The organism is Paenibacillus sp. FSL E2-0201 (genome assembly GCF_037963325.1).
Lineage (GTDB): Bacteria > Bacillota > Bacilli > Paenibacillales > Paenibacillaceae > Paenibacillus_AQ.
Genome location: NZ_CP150154.1, coordinates 2565428 through 2584055, shown reverse-complemented (window position 1 = coordinate 2584055; position 18628 = coordinate 2565428). Strand labels below are relative to the sequence as shown.

The window sequence follows — 18628 nt, the reverse complement described above, 5'->3', positions numbered from 1 at the left end:
TTCATAATCGAATATCTCGATTGACGAGATATACAGATTTTAAAAGGGGCGTTATTCTTTGTCAAGCCAAGAACAAGCTCAACCTACACCAGAGCAAGAACAATTCACCTTACTCATGCGTGGCCTGGGTACCCGAACGGTGGTATATCAGCAGAACGTAGCCGCCTCTCTAGGGTTATACAATAATGATTTCTTATCCGTGGATATTTTGCGTGAAAAGGGACCTATTACTGCTGGAGAACTGTCCAAATTAACTGGACTTGCCACAGGCAGCGTTACAGCATTAATAGATCGACTCGAAAAAAACGGCTATGTTCGCAGACAAAATGATCCTAATGATCGGCGTAAAGTGATTATTGTTCCGTTGTATGAAAATAAAGAGGATGTTATTGACACCTATCAGCCGCTTCATACCGCTATGGTTAAATTGGCTGCTTCCTATACGGATGAAGAACTTGCACTCATTTCGCAATTTTTAGGTAAAGCAAGCAACGTTTTAGAAGAGCAGATTGATCGTCTCAGTTCATCAACGCGAAGTAAATCTTCTTCTTGAAGCTCAAACTTAAAACTTAAAAAGGACGATATTCAAAAGTCATTCGACTCTCTGGATATCGTCCTTTTTTTAAATTATACGAAAAAACAAGTTAACTCTATCTCCGAATACCCATCGTTACAATTTCACATGGACCAATTGGTAAGGACACACTCCCCTTATCCTCATTGGAGAGTGGCTCGCTCTTCTCTTCTAGAATTGTCGTCTTATAGAAATACTGCTGCGGAATCGTCGTACGGATGGTCAGATCGGTACTCTGCTGACTCATGTTGTACCAGCGAAGCAATAGGTCTCCAGTCTGCTCGTTCATTTTCAGAGAGGAAAATGCGAGCTCCTGACTCTCCCATTCGAATGGAGTATACACCGGAGCAATCGGTCCTTCATGTACATCAGTCTGACATACGACCCAAGGAATCTGGAATTGATAAGCTTCAGCAAAAGCACCAGAGGTTATACCATCTCCTGTGTGTGGGATGAGCTCCATACGTACTACGTGCTCTCCGAGACACTGCGCTTCTGGAGTTGGGAACAAACCCCAGTCTCCCAATTCACCCACGCTACGGAGTAGTGTAATCGCAATGGTGTTACGACCGTCTCTTAGCACTTCATATTCATTTAATCCAAAGTTAGCGACGGTTAGACCAGCTTTTTCATTACTGATATCAACAAAGGCCTGCTGATGCTGCGTGTTACTCGGATTCATCCATTCTGCAGCTGGCTCAATATTCCGCTCCGCAACCTCGAACATCGAATCCACTTGATGTGTGGCGGTGTTCAAATCTGTCGGAAATAACGCACGGATCCGGTGGTCCTTAGCCTTATTATCTATCGTCGTTTCGATATGCAGCCCCTTCCCGCCCCGCTCCAGACTAATTACGGTACGAAGTTTAAGAATGACTGTGTCACTACTGCGCTGCGCTTTCCGTTCTGGGTAGTACACAAGAGCACGCTGTTCCTCATCCAGCTTCTCATCTGCTGAGGCTGGGATCTCCCAGTCATGCTTAATTTCCACAGATGCTCGATAAGGTGTATTTTCGAGAACGCAAATGTTCGCCTGTAGCCCCTTGGTCGTTAAAGCTTGTTCACCCTCTGGCTGTTTATACATGTATTCATTCCCGATATCACCTGTGTTCTCATATACACCAAGATCCCGGTAGTTCATGCCACTGGCTTTATCACTCAGCGTAAATGAACCATTATCATGGATCACTACTTTGACGGCCTCATTCTCCAGCACCCGATCCCCTTGAAGCAAAGATTCAGGAGGTATAGGCAACTCTGCGTTTGCACGGCGAACCCACGCATATGCACGAAGACCCAGTGCCGGAACTTGTGCGGCCTCAAAGGTAAGTCTTACTCGGCGACACATATAGGGCTGGCGGAACTTATCGTCAGGCAAATCATAGCCAAACTGAAGACCTAAATCCTTCATCTGGCATGCAATAGGATTCCCTTGATCGTCTACTAATTCACGACCGTTTAAGTCAATATCCTTCATACGGCTGGCCGTTTCTTCTAGAGTAAAACCCTCTCGCAAATATAGACGTGCCGCATCAATTTCTACGCTCACTGTACCCGTGCGACTCCAACCTGTCATATTCATGACTACTAAGGGAAGTACTTCTTCTCCATAGGCTGCAAAACCGGTCGTATCCACAGCTTCGGCGATCATGCGCTTACTATCCTCAACAATGGTCTCTGCTACATGACGGCTTTTATCAAACCGGGTTACCATTTCGCGGTGTACCTCATCCACGCTGCAGCCACAAATGCTGTCGTGAGGATGATTCTGCATTAGCGTCTTCCAGGCATAAGTGAACAAATGATGAGGGTAAGCTTTGCCCAATACATGTGCGAATGAAGCGAGTGGCTCGGCCACCTTTTCAAGCAAGACTTGCCCTTCCTGATTCATCTGTTTCAAATAGACGCGAGCAGATGCGGTATTCACTAACGTCCCCCATCCATCCGTATGTTGGCTCCGCAGTTCTCCCTTTACGGTCGACAATTTGTTGTGATCCATTACACCATCAACAGCTTTAAGGTAATCAGGAAAGTTCGAATGGATAAACTCCATATCTGGATAGAGCCGCTTCGCAGTTTCGATAGCCTCCGGCAAATTCAGTTGAGCTGGTTGATGATCGCAGCCGTTCATGAATAACAGCTCGCCAGTAGATGCGAATTTCCGTGCATCTGCTAACTTTTTCTCCCAGAATTCTTTTGCCTCTGCTTCATTCACTGGCACTTCGTTTCCGTTCGAATACCAATTCGCAAATAGAATTCCAAGCACTTTCGATCCATCTGGACCTTCCCATATCAGCTCGGAGAAGGAAGATTCATATCCTCCGTCCGATACTGTATTGTTGAAACCAGTCGGCTTTACCCCTCTTCCAAAAAAGGCATTATTGATGCCCGATTGCTTCATTAATTGTGGAGTCTGGCCAACTAGACCAAAGGTGTCCGGAAAATAACCGATCTTAGAAGGTTCACCGTAACGCTTCGAATCCTGATGACCAATCTGCATATTACGTACATTTGCTTCTCCGCTCGTAAGGAAAGCATCTTGCAGAATATACCAAGGCCCAATCAGAAGACGGCCTTCCGTTATATGTTTCTGTAGACGCTCTTGATTCTCAGGACGAACTTGGAGGTAATCTTCCAGAATAATCGTCTGCCCGTCAAGATAAAAACTTTTAAATTCACCATCCTCATCCAATCGATCCAGCAATTCATCGACCAATTTAACAAGGCGTACATGATGCTTTTCATATGGAAGATACCATTCCCGGTCCCAGTGAGTATGTGAAATGATATGGGCTGTCTGAGGTTTAATAGATTGATCTGAACTTTTCAAGGTGAAGACCTCCTTATATGCAATACATTCTCTCTACTAAGATACTTAATGCAGTAGATACGGATAAGATACATGAATCTCAACTTCCTGCTGGCGATACACGCCTAGCAGATCACCTTTAGTATCCGTAGCGAAGAGGACAGAACGTTCCTGTTCCAACAGGAATGTGTAGGTCCGGCCAGTAACTAAATCTTTCACCTCGATCTTCGCATCCTGCGCATATTCCGACACGAAGGTGAAGAGAGCCCCCTTATCAAAGCTCAATTTACGTCCATAAATACCCGCTAAGTCTCCTCCGTTAATCCATTCAAAATCACATTCCACATGAGCAGCATTCAATGCGTAGCGGTACAGTGCGGATGTAGTTTCACTTCGACTGCTCATTTCAACTGGGACTGGGCTCCAGATGAGCCGTCCCTTACCAAGCGGAATGTTAATGACCGAATCTATAATTGAACTTCCGCTTCCAGCAGATTCATGAATCATTATTTCCTTCGATAATTCAGCAATCCGGCGGTGACCGAAGGAGACAGGAAGTTCTTGGCCTTGAAGGTTAAGCACTTCTTCACGGCGCACATTACGCAATTCACGCTTGCCAAGAATATCGTTCAAGCGCTCTGAAGAATGCCAATAAGCATCAATACCAAGTGGGCCAGTAACAAGTAATACCGCACCTGTATCTTCAACGATGTGCAACAACCTTTCCATCGCTGCATCATCGAAGTTATGTGCGCTTGGCAGCATAATAAGCCTCACAGGATGGTTCTCCAAATCATCTAGGTGGTATTCAGAAGCCCCTCTAAAAGGCATCTTTAGATCATACGAAAGAACTCGGGTAAGCTCTGTTGTAGCAGCGAAAGCCAGCTTCCGGTTAGAGAAATCATTCGAATACGGATACACCACAGCAATCTCTTCCAGCTTCCTATCTCCAAATACGTCACGAATGCCTTCTATAAACTTTCCAAAATCATAGGAGACATCCGCCTCTGGTTTTTCGGTTCCATCTGCTCTTAATGCCCCAATATGGGACTCATTCGCATTATCCATATAAAAGTTGGTATTCCAGATCCAATGTATGGCCCCCGCACCAGCAGTTCCAAACGCATAGGCATATTTGCGTTCAAGAAGATTTCGCAGCTCTAGCTCTGAACGTTTGGCTCGTCCATCAGGAGTTTCTACATACATGACGCCAGTCTCCTGAATTAAGTTTGGCTTATTGGGAGTTTTGGCAAAGATGCCATCCCACAACAGATAATCGTTAAACCACCAGGAATGTACAGTGGTGTAATCTACCGCTTCTTCATAGAAAAACGGTGAAGGACGCTGCGCTCCCAGCCCTTCATCCTGCCCAACCGTAACCATCTGATCTGGACATTGCTCCTTAATGGTGTCATATAACTGCTTCACCCACCGGTTATGCATATCCATGGAGAACAAGCAATAATCAAGCCAACGCGTCCCTCTTTTAGCACTGTGCATATCCTGCACATCGAAGTTTATCTCTTTTGCTTCTGGCAGCCTTGCCGATGCAAAGTTCGGAAGCTGAGCAGGTGTCATATTCCAGCGTTCCTGTAGCACTTCGATTTCACCATGTCTATGTTTAAGCCATTCTACAAAAGCTTGTTGCTCAAAACGATCATGACATGCACTCGGACCCTCCGAGAAAATACGTGCCGGATCAAACATTGACGGTTCATTAATAAGATCCCAATCTACATTCGAAGACGCTTTATGACGAGATACAATAGAACGAATGAACCGCTTCTGTGCTTCTACACTTTGTGGGTCCAAATAAGGATTTACCCCTCCCCATGTTTCCGGTGTGAAGGAGAAGAACGTAAAGGTTACCTGCAGATCATGCTTCTTCGCTGTCATGATAAAGGCATCTATCGCTCGCAGTACCTCTTCTGAAACATGACCGTCATCTTGCATCACATTACGATAAGCAGTCCAGATTCCTGTTCGGATCCAGTTAATCCCTGCCTTCCGCATTTGCCCCATATCGCGATCCCATACCCCAACGTTCGGCAGAAATAGAAATTTCCGTGCCACATCACTCGTCATATAAGTCATCCCCACAACAGGTAGCGGACGCCCATCTTTTATGAAATAATCTCTTCCACTTGTTATCGGTTCACCTGCTGCCAGAAGTTCAGGGGCATGCCCCCAGAACCCTTGACGTAGAATGCGGACCTCACCATCACTGGCTTCCGCTTCGCAGACCACTTGGAACAGACCACTCCTAATTTCCAGAGGAATAGGCACCCGAACGATGTTAAGCTCAGCATTAGCCTTCAACTTTAATTCCTGAGACCAGTGTAAGGACGAATCTGATTCATGCTCAACATGAATTGTAAAATTCCATGTTTCTTCATTACTTATTGAAGGTTTTGCCCTCTCAAGCTGCTGAATCTGCAGTGTCAGAGAAGCACGTTCACCAGACTCATAAGATGCGTAATTGGGCTTAATCCACATCTCTGTAACACCCTTGCAGCAGAACAGAGCCCACTTGGATATCGCGGACAGCCCTTCGTCCTTCCATAAAGAATCCGTTGCAGCCGTATTTACGAACAGCCAGCGTGAGCCTGCAAATAAACCAATCGTATTCTCCCAAAGAACTACTGGAGCAGCAGTTTCCCGGCCCTCATGTGTAATTCCCTTCAAAAGCGGGTAAATCCTTGTGCTCATTGGCCCTGCTGACCCCATTTGATGGGGTAAATCACTCGTCTTCGTCGTATGTGGCACAAGGTTCCATGTCTCTGCACTCGCTAGAAAAAGAGCTTCTTGACCCTTAAGCAGAGGAATAACATCCGATGCTAGCAAGGATTGATTGCGAGAACACTCAACACGTAATGCCTCATGAATATATAGCTCTTGATGATAAGAGGTCTGCTCCGCTTCAATATGCCATTGTTCATTTTGCCAGCGAACGGGTTGTTTGAAGGGGGCACCTCCGATGCTGATCAGCCCACCACCTCTTTGCAAATATCCATGAATGTCTATCCATGCCGCTTTTGGAAAATAGGGTGCATGCAGATTAATGAAACATCCGCCTTCGGTTTCCTTAAGCGTTGCTGCAAGCTGATTCGCATTCACGATCGTACCGAACTCACGCATGGATACAATCGCATCGCTAGGAATCGAATTCGAAATCGGAAAATCTGAATCATAGAATATAATTACAGGCCTGCTCATAGTAGTCCTTCCTTCATCGATTTATAGACTAGTTGGGAGAACAGACTATTGGACCAGGCGAACCATTTTCTAGTGAATATATTCGGGTCATCGACATGAAATCCTTCATGCATAAAACCAGTCCCCGCATCCGTTGCCTCTAGCATCGCAAGCATCTCCAGCTTCTCTTCCTTCGTGGAAGCCGTCATACCTTGCATAGACAATGCCATATGCCAAATATAATCTTTCGGAGTATGTGGACTGCCAATTCCTTTCGCTGCTGTTCCTTCAAAGTAAAAAGGATTCTCCTGGCTCAGCGCAAATCGGCGTGTATTCTGATAAATCTCATCCTCTGCCGTAACATAGCCGAGATAAGGAATCGACATGAGTCCCGGTGTTCCCGCATCATCCATCAAGCAGTAGTTGCCGTAGCCGTCGGTCTCATAGGCGTAGATGGGTCCAAATTTCGGATGACGATAAATACCATATAGCTTGATTCCATGATCAATGTCCGCTTCTAATGCTTTAAGGTCTTTTAGAAATTCAAGATCACGGAATACCCATTCTGCGAATTCCTGCATATGACGTAAGGCAACAACGGCGAACATATTCCCCGGGATATTGTAATGGAAGTCGCACGCATCATCGCTTGATCGGAACCCGGACCAGACCATACCCGTATAATTAACAGGCATACCAAGGCCGTTGTTGCGTAACGTATCTTCAGGTATCCCGTTATTACGCATAAAGCGGTAAGGAGATAATTCAGCATGGCGTTGCTCTGTTCTAAATAAGTTGTATATTTTGACCATTGCTTCCTTAAATCCAGCGTCGAAGATATCAGCCTTCCCCGTTTCTTTCCAATAGGCATAAGCCAGACGCATGGAAAAACAGAGCGAATCGATCTCGAATTTACGTTCCCACACCCAAGGGGACATTTCCGTAATATCGCTAGTGCTCCAATGCCAGTCATTCGCTGTTTCATTAAACGCATTAGCATACGGATCAATATGTATATACTGAATATGACGTTTAATTAGACCGCTAATGATACGTTGAAGATCTGGATCATTCTTCGCAAATGGCACGTAGTGCATAACCTGTTCCACAGAGTCACGCAACCAAGAAGCAGGGATATCACCAGTAATGATGAATGTTGTTCCATCATCCATGAGTTTAGTCGTTGTCTCAAGTGTATTCGGGAAGCAGTTCTTGAAGAGCTGTAATAGTTTAGGCCGATGAGCTAATTTCTCCTCTGCTTCATTTAATACTTCTTGAATCGCTTGTGGCAGTGGCAGCTTCGGCATAGAGATGGCTGGCAGTCTGAATTGTTCCATATCCTCACTCCTCTTGATAAAAATGAGTATAGATAGAGAGACGGGCAGCATAGCTGCCCGTCTCCACTAATCCTATTTGTGCTATCCTTTAGTGATTAATCGTAGGCGTGTTGTAAAGTTCAAAGCCTTATTTCTTTGTCTGGTTCCACTCATCAAGCTGCTTTTGAACTTCAGCAATGACTTTTTCCAGTCCAGCTTCTTTAAATTTCTTGGTTGCTTTTGGCAGATATGTTTTAGGATCAACAGAACCTGTGTATAGAGCTGGCATAAATTCTTTAGTTACGTTGTTGATGGCCGCTACTTCAGTTTTTACAGGTGTAGGATCAAATGCAAAACCGAAGGTAGGGGCTTCTTTAGACGAATCATTAAACTTCTTGAAAGCATCCCATTTATCAGCAGGGTCATCAGCATGCAGATAAGTCAGTAACATATTTCCAAGCGTGAAGCCTGGCATAGCATAGCTATCTTGCATAGCTGGCAGATCTTCAATGACATTGTCGGAGATTTTCTTATAATGAGTGCCTTCAATACCATAGTTGAGCAAATTGCGTAAGTACTTATCTGTGTTCAAAAGATTCAAGAACATCATAGCCCGTTCAGGATCACCTGAGGTTACGGAAATCGCGTGCATCGAACCTGCGGCGGACTGTGTATACACATAAGGCTCATGCATAGGCGAAGTTACAATTTCATAACCCGCTGAACGAGACCAACCTTTTTCTGCATAAGGCTGTGTAATTTCGCGATCGGCAAACCATTTACCGGTCTTAATGTTATCGATACCTTCAAGTGTTGCAACGTCTGGGCGTAAGTAACCTGCTGTATAAAGTCTACGCATCGTATCTAACGATGTTGCGAGTTCAGGTGTCTCCAGAATATTAACAACCTTGCCATCTGTGGAATCCATATAGACCCCGATAGGTAACTCATCACCTAGTACATAGTCAAATGGCATAAATGGTTTAAAGCCTTTAGGAACAGCTAGCGGTGTAATATCCGCAGGCTCATTCTCTTTAATCGTTTTAAGAAGTGGCTCTAGATCATCCAATGTACGAATATTAGAAATGTCCATGTTGTATTTATCAACATATTTTTTATTGAAGCGCCATACCCATTGCTGTCCAAGCTCCTTGTTTACAGGCACACCATAGATTTCACCTTTAATCTTAGTGCCTTCTAAGAAACGTGGGTCCAAAACTTCTTTCGTTTCCTTTCCATACTTATCTAGCAGATCATTCAGTCCCAAGAAGGTACCGTTCGCTGCGTTACGGCGGAAATCATTTGTCCAAGAAGAGGTAAAGGCAATATCATAAGGCTCACCAGAAGCGGTGATGACCTGCATCTTCTTATCGTAATCACCCCAATCGAACATCGTAATGTTCAACGTCGCATTAATTTTTTCTTTGGTATATTTGTTAACCTCTTTTAATACAAGATCCAGATCCTTTTGAGGTCCACCAATTAAATACATCTTCAGCTCATACGGCTTTAATTCCGATGAATTCCCTGCTGAATTCCCCGCTGCCGCTGAATTGTTTGTTTCTTTAGCAGCATTTGTATTATTATTCGAACCACATCCAGCAAGAAGGCCAGACAAAAGCATTGTTCCTACAAGAGCGAGCGTTAAACTTTTTTTCGCTTTCATTTCTATTTTCCCCCTTTAGATTAATTTACTTTTTATTTATATCGTTTCCTATATTAGCGACTCGAATAAATACATCTTAGTAGTGTTACTCTTTCAAAGAACCTACGGTTAAGCCTTGTACGAAATACTTTTGGAAGAACGGATACGCTAGTGCTATAGGCAAGGTTGCCAGTACAACCATCGCCATTCGAACCGTTTCTGTCGGCAAGGTCGCAGCAATCTCAAAGCTTGATCCCATCTGCATACTGTTCTGAATGACAAACTCCATATTATTCTGAATTCGCATCAGCATCGCTTGGAGCGGCACAAGACTCGCATCATCAATATACAGCAGCGCATTAAACCAATCATTCCAATAACCCAGCGTACAGAACAGTCCAATCGTTGCAATCCCCGGCAAAGAGATCGGAAGTACAATTTGTAAGAATGTCCGGAACTCCCCTGAACCGTCTATTTTTGCTGCCTCAATTAGCGCATCAGGTACGGTGGTCTGGAAGAAGGTCCGCATTACTAGAATAAAGAATGCATTCATTGCGATTGGTAAGATCAAAGCCCAAATCGTGTTGTACAAGTGTAAAAACTGCGTAGCCACAATATAGTTCGGAACCATTCCGCCTGAGAATAACATCGTAAAGAAGGCAAAGAAGCTGAAGAAATTACGATAGCGAAATGATCTTCGAGAAAGAACATAGGCGTAAGTTGTAATTAGAAACAAACTAATGAGCGTACCTAGTACAGTAACCACTAAGGTAACACCAAAGGACCGAAACAACTGATCACCTGTGTTAAAAACAAACTGATACGCCGCCAAACTAAATTTTTCTGGAATTAAGCTGAATCCATTTAAAGCAAGGACTTTCTCATCCGTAAAAGAAATAGCTATAACAAACAAGAACGGAAACACACAAGTAAAGGCGAAGATTCCAATCACAATATTGAGTACCACATTCCAAAAAGGAGTAATGGCGTTGTTGTCGATTTCCTTATGCTTACGTTTAAATACTTCCATAACGTCAATGACTCCTTTCTAGAATATCGCGTTTTCTTTGCTGATCTTTCTCACAATGGAGTTCGTTACAAGCACCATGATAAATCCAACGATCGATTGATATAAACCAGCTGCTGTACTCATTCCTAGATTTCCTGTCGTACTCATGCTTCGATAAATATAAGTATCGATAACATTCGTTACGGAGTATAGAACACCGGAATCTCGAGGAATTTGATAGAACAACCCGAAGTCCGATCTAAAAATACCACCAATCGCTAGAATAGTAAGCGTAACCATTAAAGGTTTAAGCAGAGGAAGCGTAATAAACTTAATTTGCTGCCATTTGCTAGCCCCATCAATCATAGCTGCTTCATAGTAGGACTTATCGATCCCCGCTATAGCTGCTAAGTAAACCACACTCGAATATCCGATAGATTTCCATATCCCCATGAAAATAAGGATATATGGCCAAAAGCGAGTATCCCCATACCAGGAAACAGGATCGCCTCCGAAGTACACAATCACTTGGTTCAAGATCCCTTTATCTACACTTAGGAAACTGAACGTAAAGAAACTAATAATAACCCAAGAAAGGAAGTAAGGCATAAACATCGCCGTTTGATACGCTTTGGCCATCCGTTTGTTCACAAGTTCATTCAAGGTGATCGCAATGCCCACCGCAAGAACAAGACCGAGAGAGATCAAAGCCAAGTTATAAAGAATCGTATTTCTTGTAATAAGATAGGCGTCTTCTGTTGAGAACAGAAAATTGAAATTTTCAAGTCCAACCCACTTACTATTTAAAACGCTTGCAAAAAATCCATCCCGGTGAATCTTGAAATCCTTAAAGGCAATGATCGTTCCAAACATAGGTAAGTAACAAAAGATTAGGAACCATATTGTCCCTGGTAATACCATAAACCACAGCACTTTATCCTTATTTAAGCTTTTGAAAAATGCAGACACTATTCTACATCCCCCTTCTCTATCCCCAAACAATCCCCGTAATTCCCTTTCGTTCTTATTTCCTTGCCCCTTTAACTATCTTTAATTCTGCGCTATAAAAGCGGTTTCATAAAGTTGAAAAAATCCAGAATGATATGTAAAAATTAAAGATCGCCAGGAGAAACGACCATTCCGAGGCTTAAAATTCCTAATAATTTAAACATAAAAAAAGGAAACATTCTCGTGACCAACGTTCGTGAACCCAACACTTGAACGTGATACCCGGGAACATTTCCTTTATGCTACGACTTTTCTTTTATATACATCTTTCGAAGCTCGGTTGGAGATATGCCTACTGATTTTTTGAATTGGCGATAAAAATATGCTGGATCTAAATACCCTACTTCAGCTGCAATCTCATTGGTTAATAGTGTAGTTTGAAGCAGCAGTTGTCTTGCTTTTTCAATTCGGAATTGATTTACATAATCAGAGAAGCTTCGCCCCATCTCCTTCTGAAATAGCTGTCCCAAGTAAGTAGGATGCATATTCATTCGCTGACTGAGCGTCTTCAGAGATAGCTCTTCTCTATAATGTTTGCTTACTTGATCCACCATATATCTCATATTCGGGCTTAGTTCATCACTCACTAACGATAATTGATCCAGCGTTTCATTCACACTTTCCTGCACATGATGAAGCAGCTGCTCAATGGTATGGATACGTAGTAAAGGATTAAATACAGCACTAAAATTAGAGTTCTTCTCCATTTTCTTAGCGATCAACATTAATTCAATCGCCACGTTGTAATTATCCATGCGGGTGATCATGCCACAACCAAATAGCTTTTCGAAGGTTTCCGCGATAAATTGATTGGCCGCCTCACGTTCACCAGATAACAACAATTTCGTAAAGGCTTCATAATCAATTTCAAGCTTTTCCTCGTGTAACATCATCTTCGATAGTTTATCCACATCTATAATCGGGTAGCTCGGCAGCATCAGATGATCCACATATAAACTCTTCGCTTTGTTATAGCTTTGTGGCACTTCTTGAAACGTATATTCCTTACTTCCTATCGTGATCCAGACAGACTTTCCTAATTCATGCATAATCTCAGATTGAATCTGTTCCAGCATACAATACATCTCTTCTTTGTTCTCATCTTCAGCTGACTCCGCAACAATAAGAACAAGATCACCTTCCATATCTATAAATACAATAACCGTTCCTCGCTTAGATACGGACTGCACAGCGATACGATAACATTCTTCCACAAGTTGATTAGGGTGCAGTTGATGCTGACCCTCCTCCCCTTCATGCTCCGTAATAAGCCGAATCGCAGCCACCGTAAAAAAAGAGCAGTCCAGCGAAATATTCAACACTTTTGAACGATGCATAAGCTCCTGTCGATCTATATTTCCAGTGACCCAGCGATTTAGAATATTGTTACGTAAAACTTGCTGATCCTCCTTCGCATGAAATTGTTCAACATCCTCTTGATTGAGGACTTCAACAATTTGTTCGATGGTCGATTCCAATTCTTTTATATTAATGGGTTTAAGAATATAATTCTCAATGCCTAGACTCATTCCGGCTTTTAAATACTCAAATTGCTCATAGCCGCTTAGGATAATAAATCTCATTTTTGAATCAAAACACTTGATTTGTTGAATCAACTCAAGACCCGTAAGCTTTGGCATCGTAATATCTGTAATTAATATGTCTATGGCTTCGTTATGCCGATGCAGAAATTCTAAAGCTTCTTCCCCATTACCCGCTTGACCTGCGATTCTAAGTCCATAATCTTCCCATTCGATCACTGAACGTAATCCTTCAAGAATAAGAGGTTCATCATCCACAATAAGTATGTTGTGCATTATTTAGTACTCTCCCTTACCACTGGTATATTCATGATGACTGTTGTTCCTTCACCTAGTTCACTAGCAATCGTTAACCCATATTCAGTCCCGTAATAAAGTTTAATCCGCTCATTCACATTACATAGTCCGAGCGAGGACGGTGGTGCATCCATTCGCATACTGACTTGAAGCGTTTGTTGTAGTTCCATAAGCTTGCTTGGAATAATCCCGTTTCCGTTATCTCTGATAGCGATTTGAATTTCCCCGTCTGCTTCAGTAACTTCAATCCGTATTAGGTTATCGAAACGCTCGGGCCTGAATCCGTGAACAATATAATTTTCTATGACCGGCTGGATGAGCAATTTAACGATAGAACAATTCATGGCCACTGGACTTATCCGCGACTCGATTTGAAGCTTATCTTGATGTCTAATCTGAAACAACTCAAGGTACAGATTGCAGTATTCAATTTCATCCGCGATGGTAACAACCATATTCTTCTTAATCATCGTTCGGAATAATGTCGATAAAATGTAAATCATCTGACCTACGTCCTTCGCACCTTGCGAGATGGCCCGCATCCTTATAGCTTCAAGCGTGTTATATAAAAAATGCGGATTAATCTGCGACTGGAGAGCCACAAGCTCTGCATTTTTTTGCGTAATTTCTGAAATGTAAACTTTATTAATATATAACTCTAATCGCTCACACATATAGTTAAAATTGTTTGCAATGAGCTGCAATTCATCCTCCCGATTAAGGTGAATCCGTGTGCTTAAGTCGCCTTCCTGTAAGCGCTTCATAGATTTGACAATGATCTTCACTTTTTTAGAGAAACGTAAAATGATTCCGTATGTAATCGCCATTGCCGCAACAATTAATGCGGCCGTAATCCCGATAATCCAATTTCGTACAACAAGCATTTCTTTATTGACCTGCGACTTCTGAATGATTCCTGCTACGATAAGACCTGAGCTATTCGTTGTATTTAAGTTAACCTTGGATATGCCATCCAGTGCCGTCCAGCCGTCTGAATAAAGACCAGCGATATGTGGATACTGCTGTCCCATATACCTGCCTAAGGAATCATATATGACGTCTCCGCTTGGTGTTAGAACTAACACTTGGCCATTACTCTCGGTGCCTTTCGTACCCAGCCATTTTGAAATAAGTTCAGCGTCAAAATCAATTATGAGCATACCTATCGTTTTCAACGAAATCGGATCTTCAAGTTCCCTGGTCATCGTATATAAATTGTTATTGTCTTCCCTTATTTCCTTAAGTAATAATTTTTTTTCATGCGAAATCCAACCATTCTTGGGTAAGGGTGATTTTTGCTCAGAAATATCTATATCTCTCTTGTAGAGTTGTCGTGTATTATTTTTATATAAATAATAAAATTCTTTTTCAGTGCTATATAAGATAACGTCAGAAATGCCGCTTTTTTGATTCAAATACGTTTTGAAATAAGTATCGAACGTATGGGGTACAAAGCTCCCAATTTCAGCAAACTGATCTAAACGATATTTGAGATAATCTCCATAATCATGTTGCAAAAAGTAGGACAAATCCTCACTTACAGAAGCATCACTATAAATTTGCTGAATGGCCAATTGGATCCCTTCGTACTGCTGATTCATATATAAACTCACGTAATCCAATACCTCTCGATTAGCATCAACATGTTGACGCGTGATCGTCTGTTCATAGTATTTATAAACGGTAATGGAAGAGGCAATGAGCGTAATAATGATGATGGATGAATATATAGCTAAAATTTTATTAAACAGTTTTTTCCGTAAATGATTTTGATAAAATTTCTTTATATTCAACAAATTCACCTTCCTTCAAAATCTAACCTTTAGGATTAGAAGCTTAACACCACCTTTCTTTTTGTGCAATGGGAGCGCATTCATTTTTAGATGTAAATCTTTCCTCCTTGCAACCTTTTTCTTTATCATGAGTTTACATATCGCTTAAAATCGTCTATAGTTGGTTTCTCCCCCCCAAACAAACCTGTAATCACCCTATAAGTCTTATCATCCTCGTCCCCCATCAAGATTATGGAGGGCTATTACTCATGTTTCTAACCAAACGTAAACTCAACTCCCAACTAAACGAGATTTCCGAATATCGTTACCGGGATCGAATACACATTCCTTTTTTCAATTCCATGATTGACGAACAAGGTGAAATTGCGGCGGAACCACCTGTGGATGGAGAATGGTCTAAGCTACAGGTTGGCGATACCTGGAAAGGCCGCGATTTGTATTTATGGCTAACGACACAGATAGACGTACCCGCCTCTTGGGCAGGACGCAGGGTACTGGGTCGATTTGATTTTGGCGAGACGGGTGCTGGAAACAACTCCGGCTTTGAATCCCTGTTCTTTTACAACGGCAAGCCCTATCAAGGTGTAGATTCCAATCATACAGAAGTGTTTTTGCCAGATGAAACGGTAGGTACGAAGCTTCCACTGACCTTCCGGTTATGGTCTGGACTAGAAGGTGGCGGCCCAAAGAAAGATCAAACCCATGGCATTCGTATGGCTGAAATTTGTTGGCTGGACGAAGCAACGGATGATTTCTATTTTACCGCGCTTGCTGTAGTTGAGACGCTGAACGTACTTGATTCCAAAACACCAGAGTATACACAGCTACTAAGTACAGTTGACCGCTCGTTTCTTCTGATTGACTGGTCTCGTCCAGGTTCAGAGCTCTTCTACGCTTCCATCGAGGAAGCTCGTAATTATTTGCGTGATGAAATTAATAAAATGGAGAAGTCTTCGCCAGTTACTGTTACCTGTATTGGTCATACCCATATTGATGTAGCTTGGTTATGGCAATTGAAGCATACCCGTGAGAAATGTGCGCGTTCCTTCTCGACCGTACTCCGTCTGATGGAAATGTTCCCGGACTATACTTTTTTACAGACTCAACCTCAGCTTTATGAATACATCAAGAATGATTATCCGGAAATCTATGAGAAGATTCGTGAACGTGTAGCTGAAGGACGCTGGGAAGCTGGCGGTGGCATGTGGCTCGAGGCAGATTGTAACTTGACCTCAGGTGAGTCTCTTGTCCGTCAATTGCTGTATGGTACTCGCTTCTTACGTAATGAATTTGGTGTTGAATGTGATTATTTATGGTTGCCGGACGTATTTGGCTATAGCTGGTCCTTGCCGCAAATTCTAAAAAAATCAGGAATCAATACGTTTATGACCACGAAAATTAGCTGGAATCAATACAACCGCATGCCACATGATACCTTCCAATGGCGTGGTATTGATGGCACTGAAGTATTAACCCATTTCATTACAACGCCAGAGCCTTGGTCTGAAGAAGATTCTTGGTTCTATACTTATAATGGCCGCATCATTCCTAAGACTGTAAAAGGCATTTGGGATACGTACCGGGATAAAGAAGTGAATCGTAATCTGTTACTTTCTTACGGATATGGTGATGGCGGCGGCGGGGTTAACCGTGAAATGCTAGAGATGCGCCGCAGACTCAATGACCTCCCAGGGCTTCCGAAGATTGAAACAGGAACAGCGGGAGATTACTTCCGTAACCTGCAAGACACCGTTGCAAATACAGATCGTTATGTCCATGTGTGGGATGGCGAGCTTTACTTAGAATATCACCGTGGCACGTACACTAGCCAAGCCTACAATAAGCGGATGAACCGCAAGCTTGAACTGCTATACCGCGAGGCGGAATGGCTAAACGCACTGCAAAGTGTAGTGTCTGAAGATTGGTCGAACTATCGTCAGACCGATCTAGATGAAGGCTGGAGAATTATTCTACGGAACCAATTCCATGATATTATTCCAGGTTCTTCGATTCGTGAAGTGTATGAAGACAGTACGATTGAATATGCTCAAGCTGAAGCCATTGGTCAATCTGTATGGGAACAATCTACGAAGGCACTAGTGAACGGAAGTGAAGCCGGTAAATATACTATCTGGAACAATGCTTCTTGGAAATTGACTGAGCTCGTAGAAATTACTATAGAGCCTGGCATGGAAACAGGACATTGGATAAACATAGAAGGTAAACCGTTGAAAGCTCAGCGTGAAGGTGACCGTTGGATCATTGAAGTGTCCGACATTCCTTCTCTCGGATACACCACCATCTCCTTTGTAGAAGATGTAATTACTGAGCCATCCAGCTCTCCATTCAAGCTGAATGAATCAGGAATTTCAACGCCTCACCTTGAAATAGCGTGGAACGAGCAAGGTCAATTGTCATCCATCTATGATAAACACGAACAGCGTCAAGTATTAGCTAATGGAAGTCACGGTAACGTGTTCCAAGTGTTTGAGGATAAACCATTAGCACATGAAGCTTGGGACATTGACATCTACTATCAGCAAAAAATGCGCGAAGTGATCGACTGCACTAGCATTGAAGTCATAGAAAATGGTTCATTGCGTTGTATTGTGCAATTCACATGGAGCTATATGGATTCCACGATTAAACAGCAAATGATCTTACACGCTGTGCATCGTCGTATCGACTTCGTGACGAACGTAGACTGGCATGAGAAAAAACAGCTAATGAAAGTAGCCTTCCCTGTTGCGATAAGAGCTACCGAAGCCACTTATGATATCCAGTTCGGTAATGTTAAGCGTCCAACACACTGGAACACTAGCTGGGATTACGCTAGATTCGAGACTGTGGGTCACCAGTGGGCAGATTTATCTGATCGTGGTTATGGCGTTAGCTTGCTGAATGACTGCAAATATGGCTACGACATCAAGGATAATGTGATGCGTTTATCCCTAATCAAATCGGCAACGCACCCTGACCCTGAAGCGGATCAAGGCGAGCACACATTCATGTATTCTATCCTGCCGCATACTGGTGATTGGCTACAAGGTGACACAGTCCGTCAAGCCTGGTCCATCAACAATCCACTGCGTAGCACCAAGGGGCAAGCTGAAGTGGAAGCTAAGTCTATGATTCGTCTTTCAACGGATACGGTTATGGTATCTGCCCTTAAGAAATCTGAGGATGGACACAAATTAATCGTTCGTGTTCACGACTATTCCGGAAGCCGCCAGCAAATTGATATGACGAGCGACTTGAACATTATTTCATGGCAAGAGTGCAATCTAATGGAACGTCCTGAAGGTGAGGTTCATACTGAACCTGTTATTACCTTTGTACTTGAACCTTACGAAATTAGAACATTTGAAATCGAAGTGTAGATCCTAATTAAATGAAGTAACATACAAAATCGGGGTGTCCCTGTAGCCATGTATAAAAGGC

The 18628-nt window shown here is 42.8% G+C and carries 10 protein-coding genes; 2 read left to right on the top strand and 8 right to left on the bottom strand.

Annotated features, from left to right (window positions below; genetic code table 11):
• Window positions 1-115 precede the first annotated feature (115 nt).
• Window positions 116-553, top strand: a complete 438-nt coding sequence (locus NSU15_RS11240) for a MarR family transcriptional regulator (protein ID WP_170880226.1) — start codon at window positions 116-118, stop codon at window positions 551-553.
• Window positions 554-650: 97 nt separating this feature from the next.
• Here NSU15_RS11240 and NSU15_RS11235 read toward each other — a convergent pair whose 3' ends face one another.
• From NSU15_RS11235 to NSU15_RS11200, 8 genes are all read right to left on the bottom strand, one after another.
• Window positions 651-3404 (bottom strand): alpha-mannosidase, encoded by a 2754-nt coding sequence (locus NSU15_RS11235; RefSeq protein ID WP_339290393.1) that lies wholly within the window; start codon window positions 3402-3404, stop codon window positions 651-653.
• A 45-nt stretch (window positions 3405-3449) separates the two neighbouring features.
• The gene (locus NSU15_RS11230) at window positions 3450-6599 is read right to left on the bottom strand and encodes a beta-galactosidase (RefSeq protein ID WP_339290391.1); all 3150 of its coding nucleotides are present in this window, start codon (window positions 6597-6599) and stop codon (window positions 3450-3452) included.
• Window positions 6596-7915: a glycoside hydrolase family 125 protein gene (locus NSU15_RS11225; RefSeq protein WP_339290389.1), complete on the bottom strand. Its 1320-nt coding sequence runs from the start codon at window positions 7913-7915 to the stop codon at window positions 6596-6598. The genes NSU15_RS11230 and NSU15_RS11225 overlap by 4 nt, the downstream gene beginning before the upstream one ends.
• Before the next feature lie 127 nt (window positions 7916-8042).
• Window positions 8043-9560, bottom strand: coding sequence for an ABC transporter substrate-binding protein (locus tag NSU15_RS11220; RefSeq protein WP_042126477.1), 1518 nt, complete (start codon window positions 9558-9560; stop codon window positions 8043-8045).
• Window positions 9561-9645: 85 nt separating this feature from the next.
• Window positions 9646-10569, bottom strand: a complete 924-nt coding sequence (locus NSU15_RS11215) for a carbohydrate ABC transporter permease (protein WP_042126475.1) — start codon at window positions 10567-10569, stop codon at window positions 9646-9648.
• Window positions 10570-10587: 18 nt separating this feature from the next.
• The gene (locus NSU15_RS11210) at window positions 10588-11517 is read right to left on the bottom strand and encodes an ABC transporter permease subunit (RefSeq protein WP_231574149.1); all 930 of its coding nucleotides are present in this window, start codon (window positions 11515-11517) and stop codon (window positions 10588-10590) included.
• A gap of 281 nt (window positions 11518-11798) precedes the next feature.
• The gene (locus NSU15_RS11205; RefSeq protein ID WP_042126474.1) at window positions 11799-13373 is read right to left on the bottom strand and encodes a response regulator transcription factor; all 1575 of its coding nucleotides are present in this window, start codon (window positions 13371-13373) and stop codon (window positions 11799-11801) included.
• The gene (locus NSU15_RS11200; protein ID WP_339290386.1) at window positions 13373-15187 is read right to left on the bottom strand and encodes a sensor histidine kinase; all 1815 of its coding nucleotides are present in this window, start codon (window positions 15185-15187) and stop codon (window positions 13373-13375) included. Before NSU15_RS11200 ends, NSU15_RS11205 begins: the two co-directional genes overlap by 1 nt.
• Window positions 15188-15435: 248 nt before the next feature.
• Between NSU15_RS11200 and NSU15_RS11195 the strand changes: the two genes are divergently transcribed.
• The gene (locus NSU15_RS11195; protein ID WP_339290385.1) at window positions 15436-18567 is read left to right on the top strand and encodes an alpha-mannosidase; all 3132 of its coding nucleotides are present in this window, start codon (window positions 15436-15438) and stop codon (window positions 18565-18567) included.
• Window positions 18568-18628: the final 61 nt, after the last annotated feature.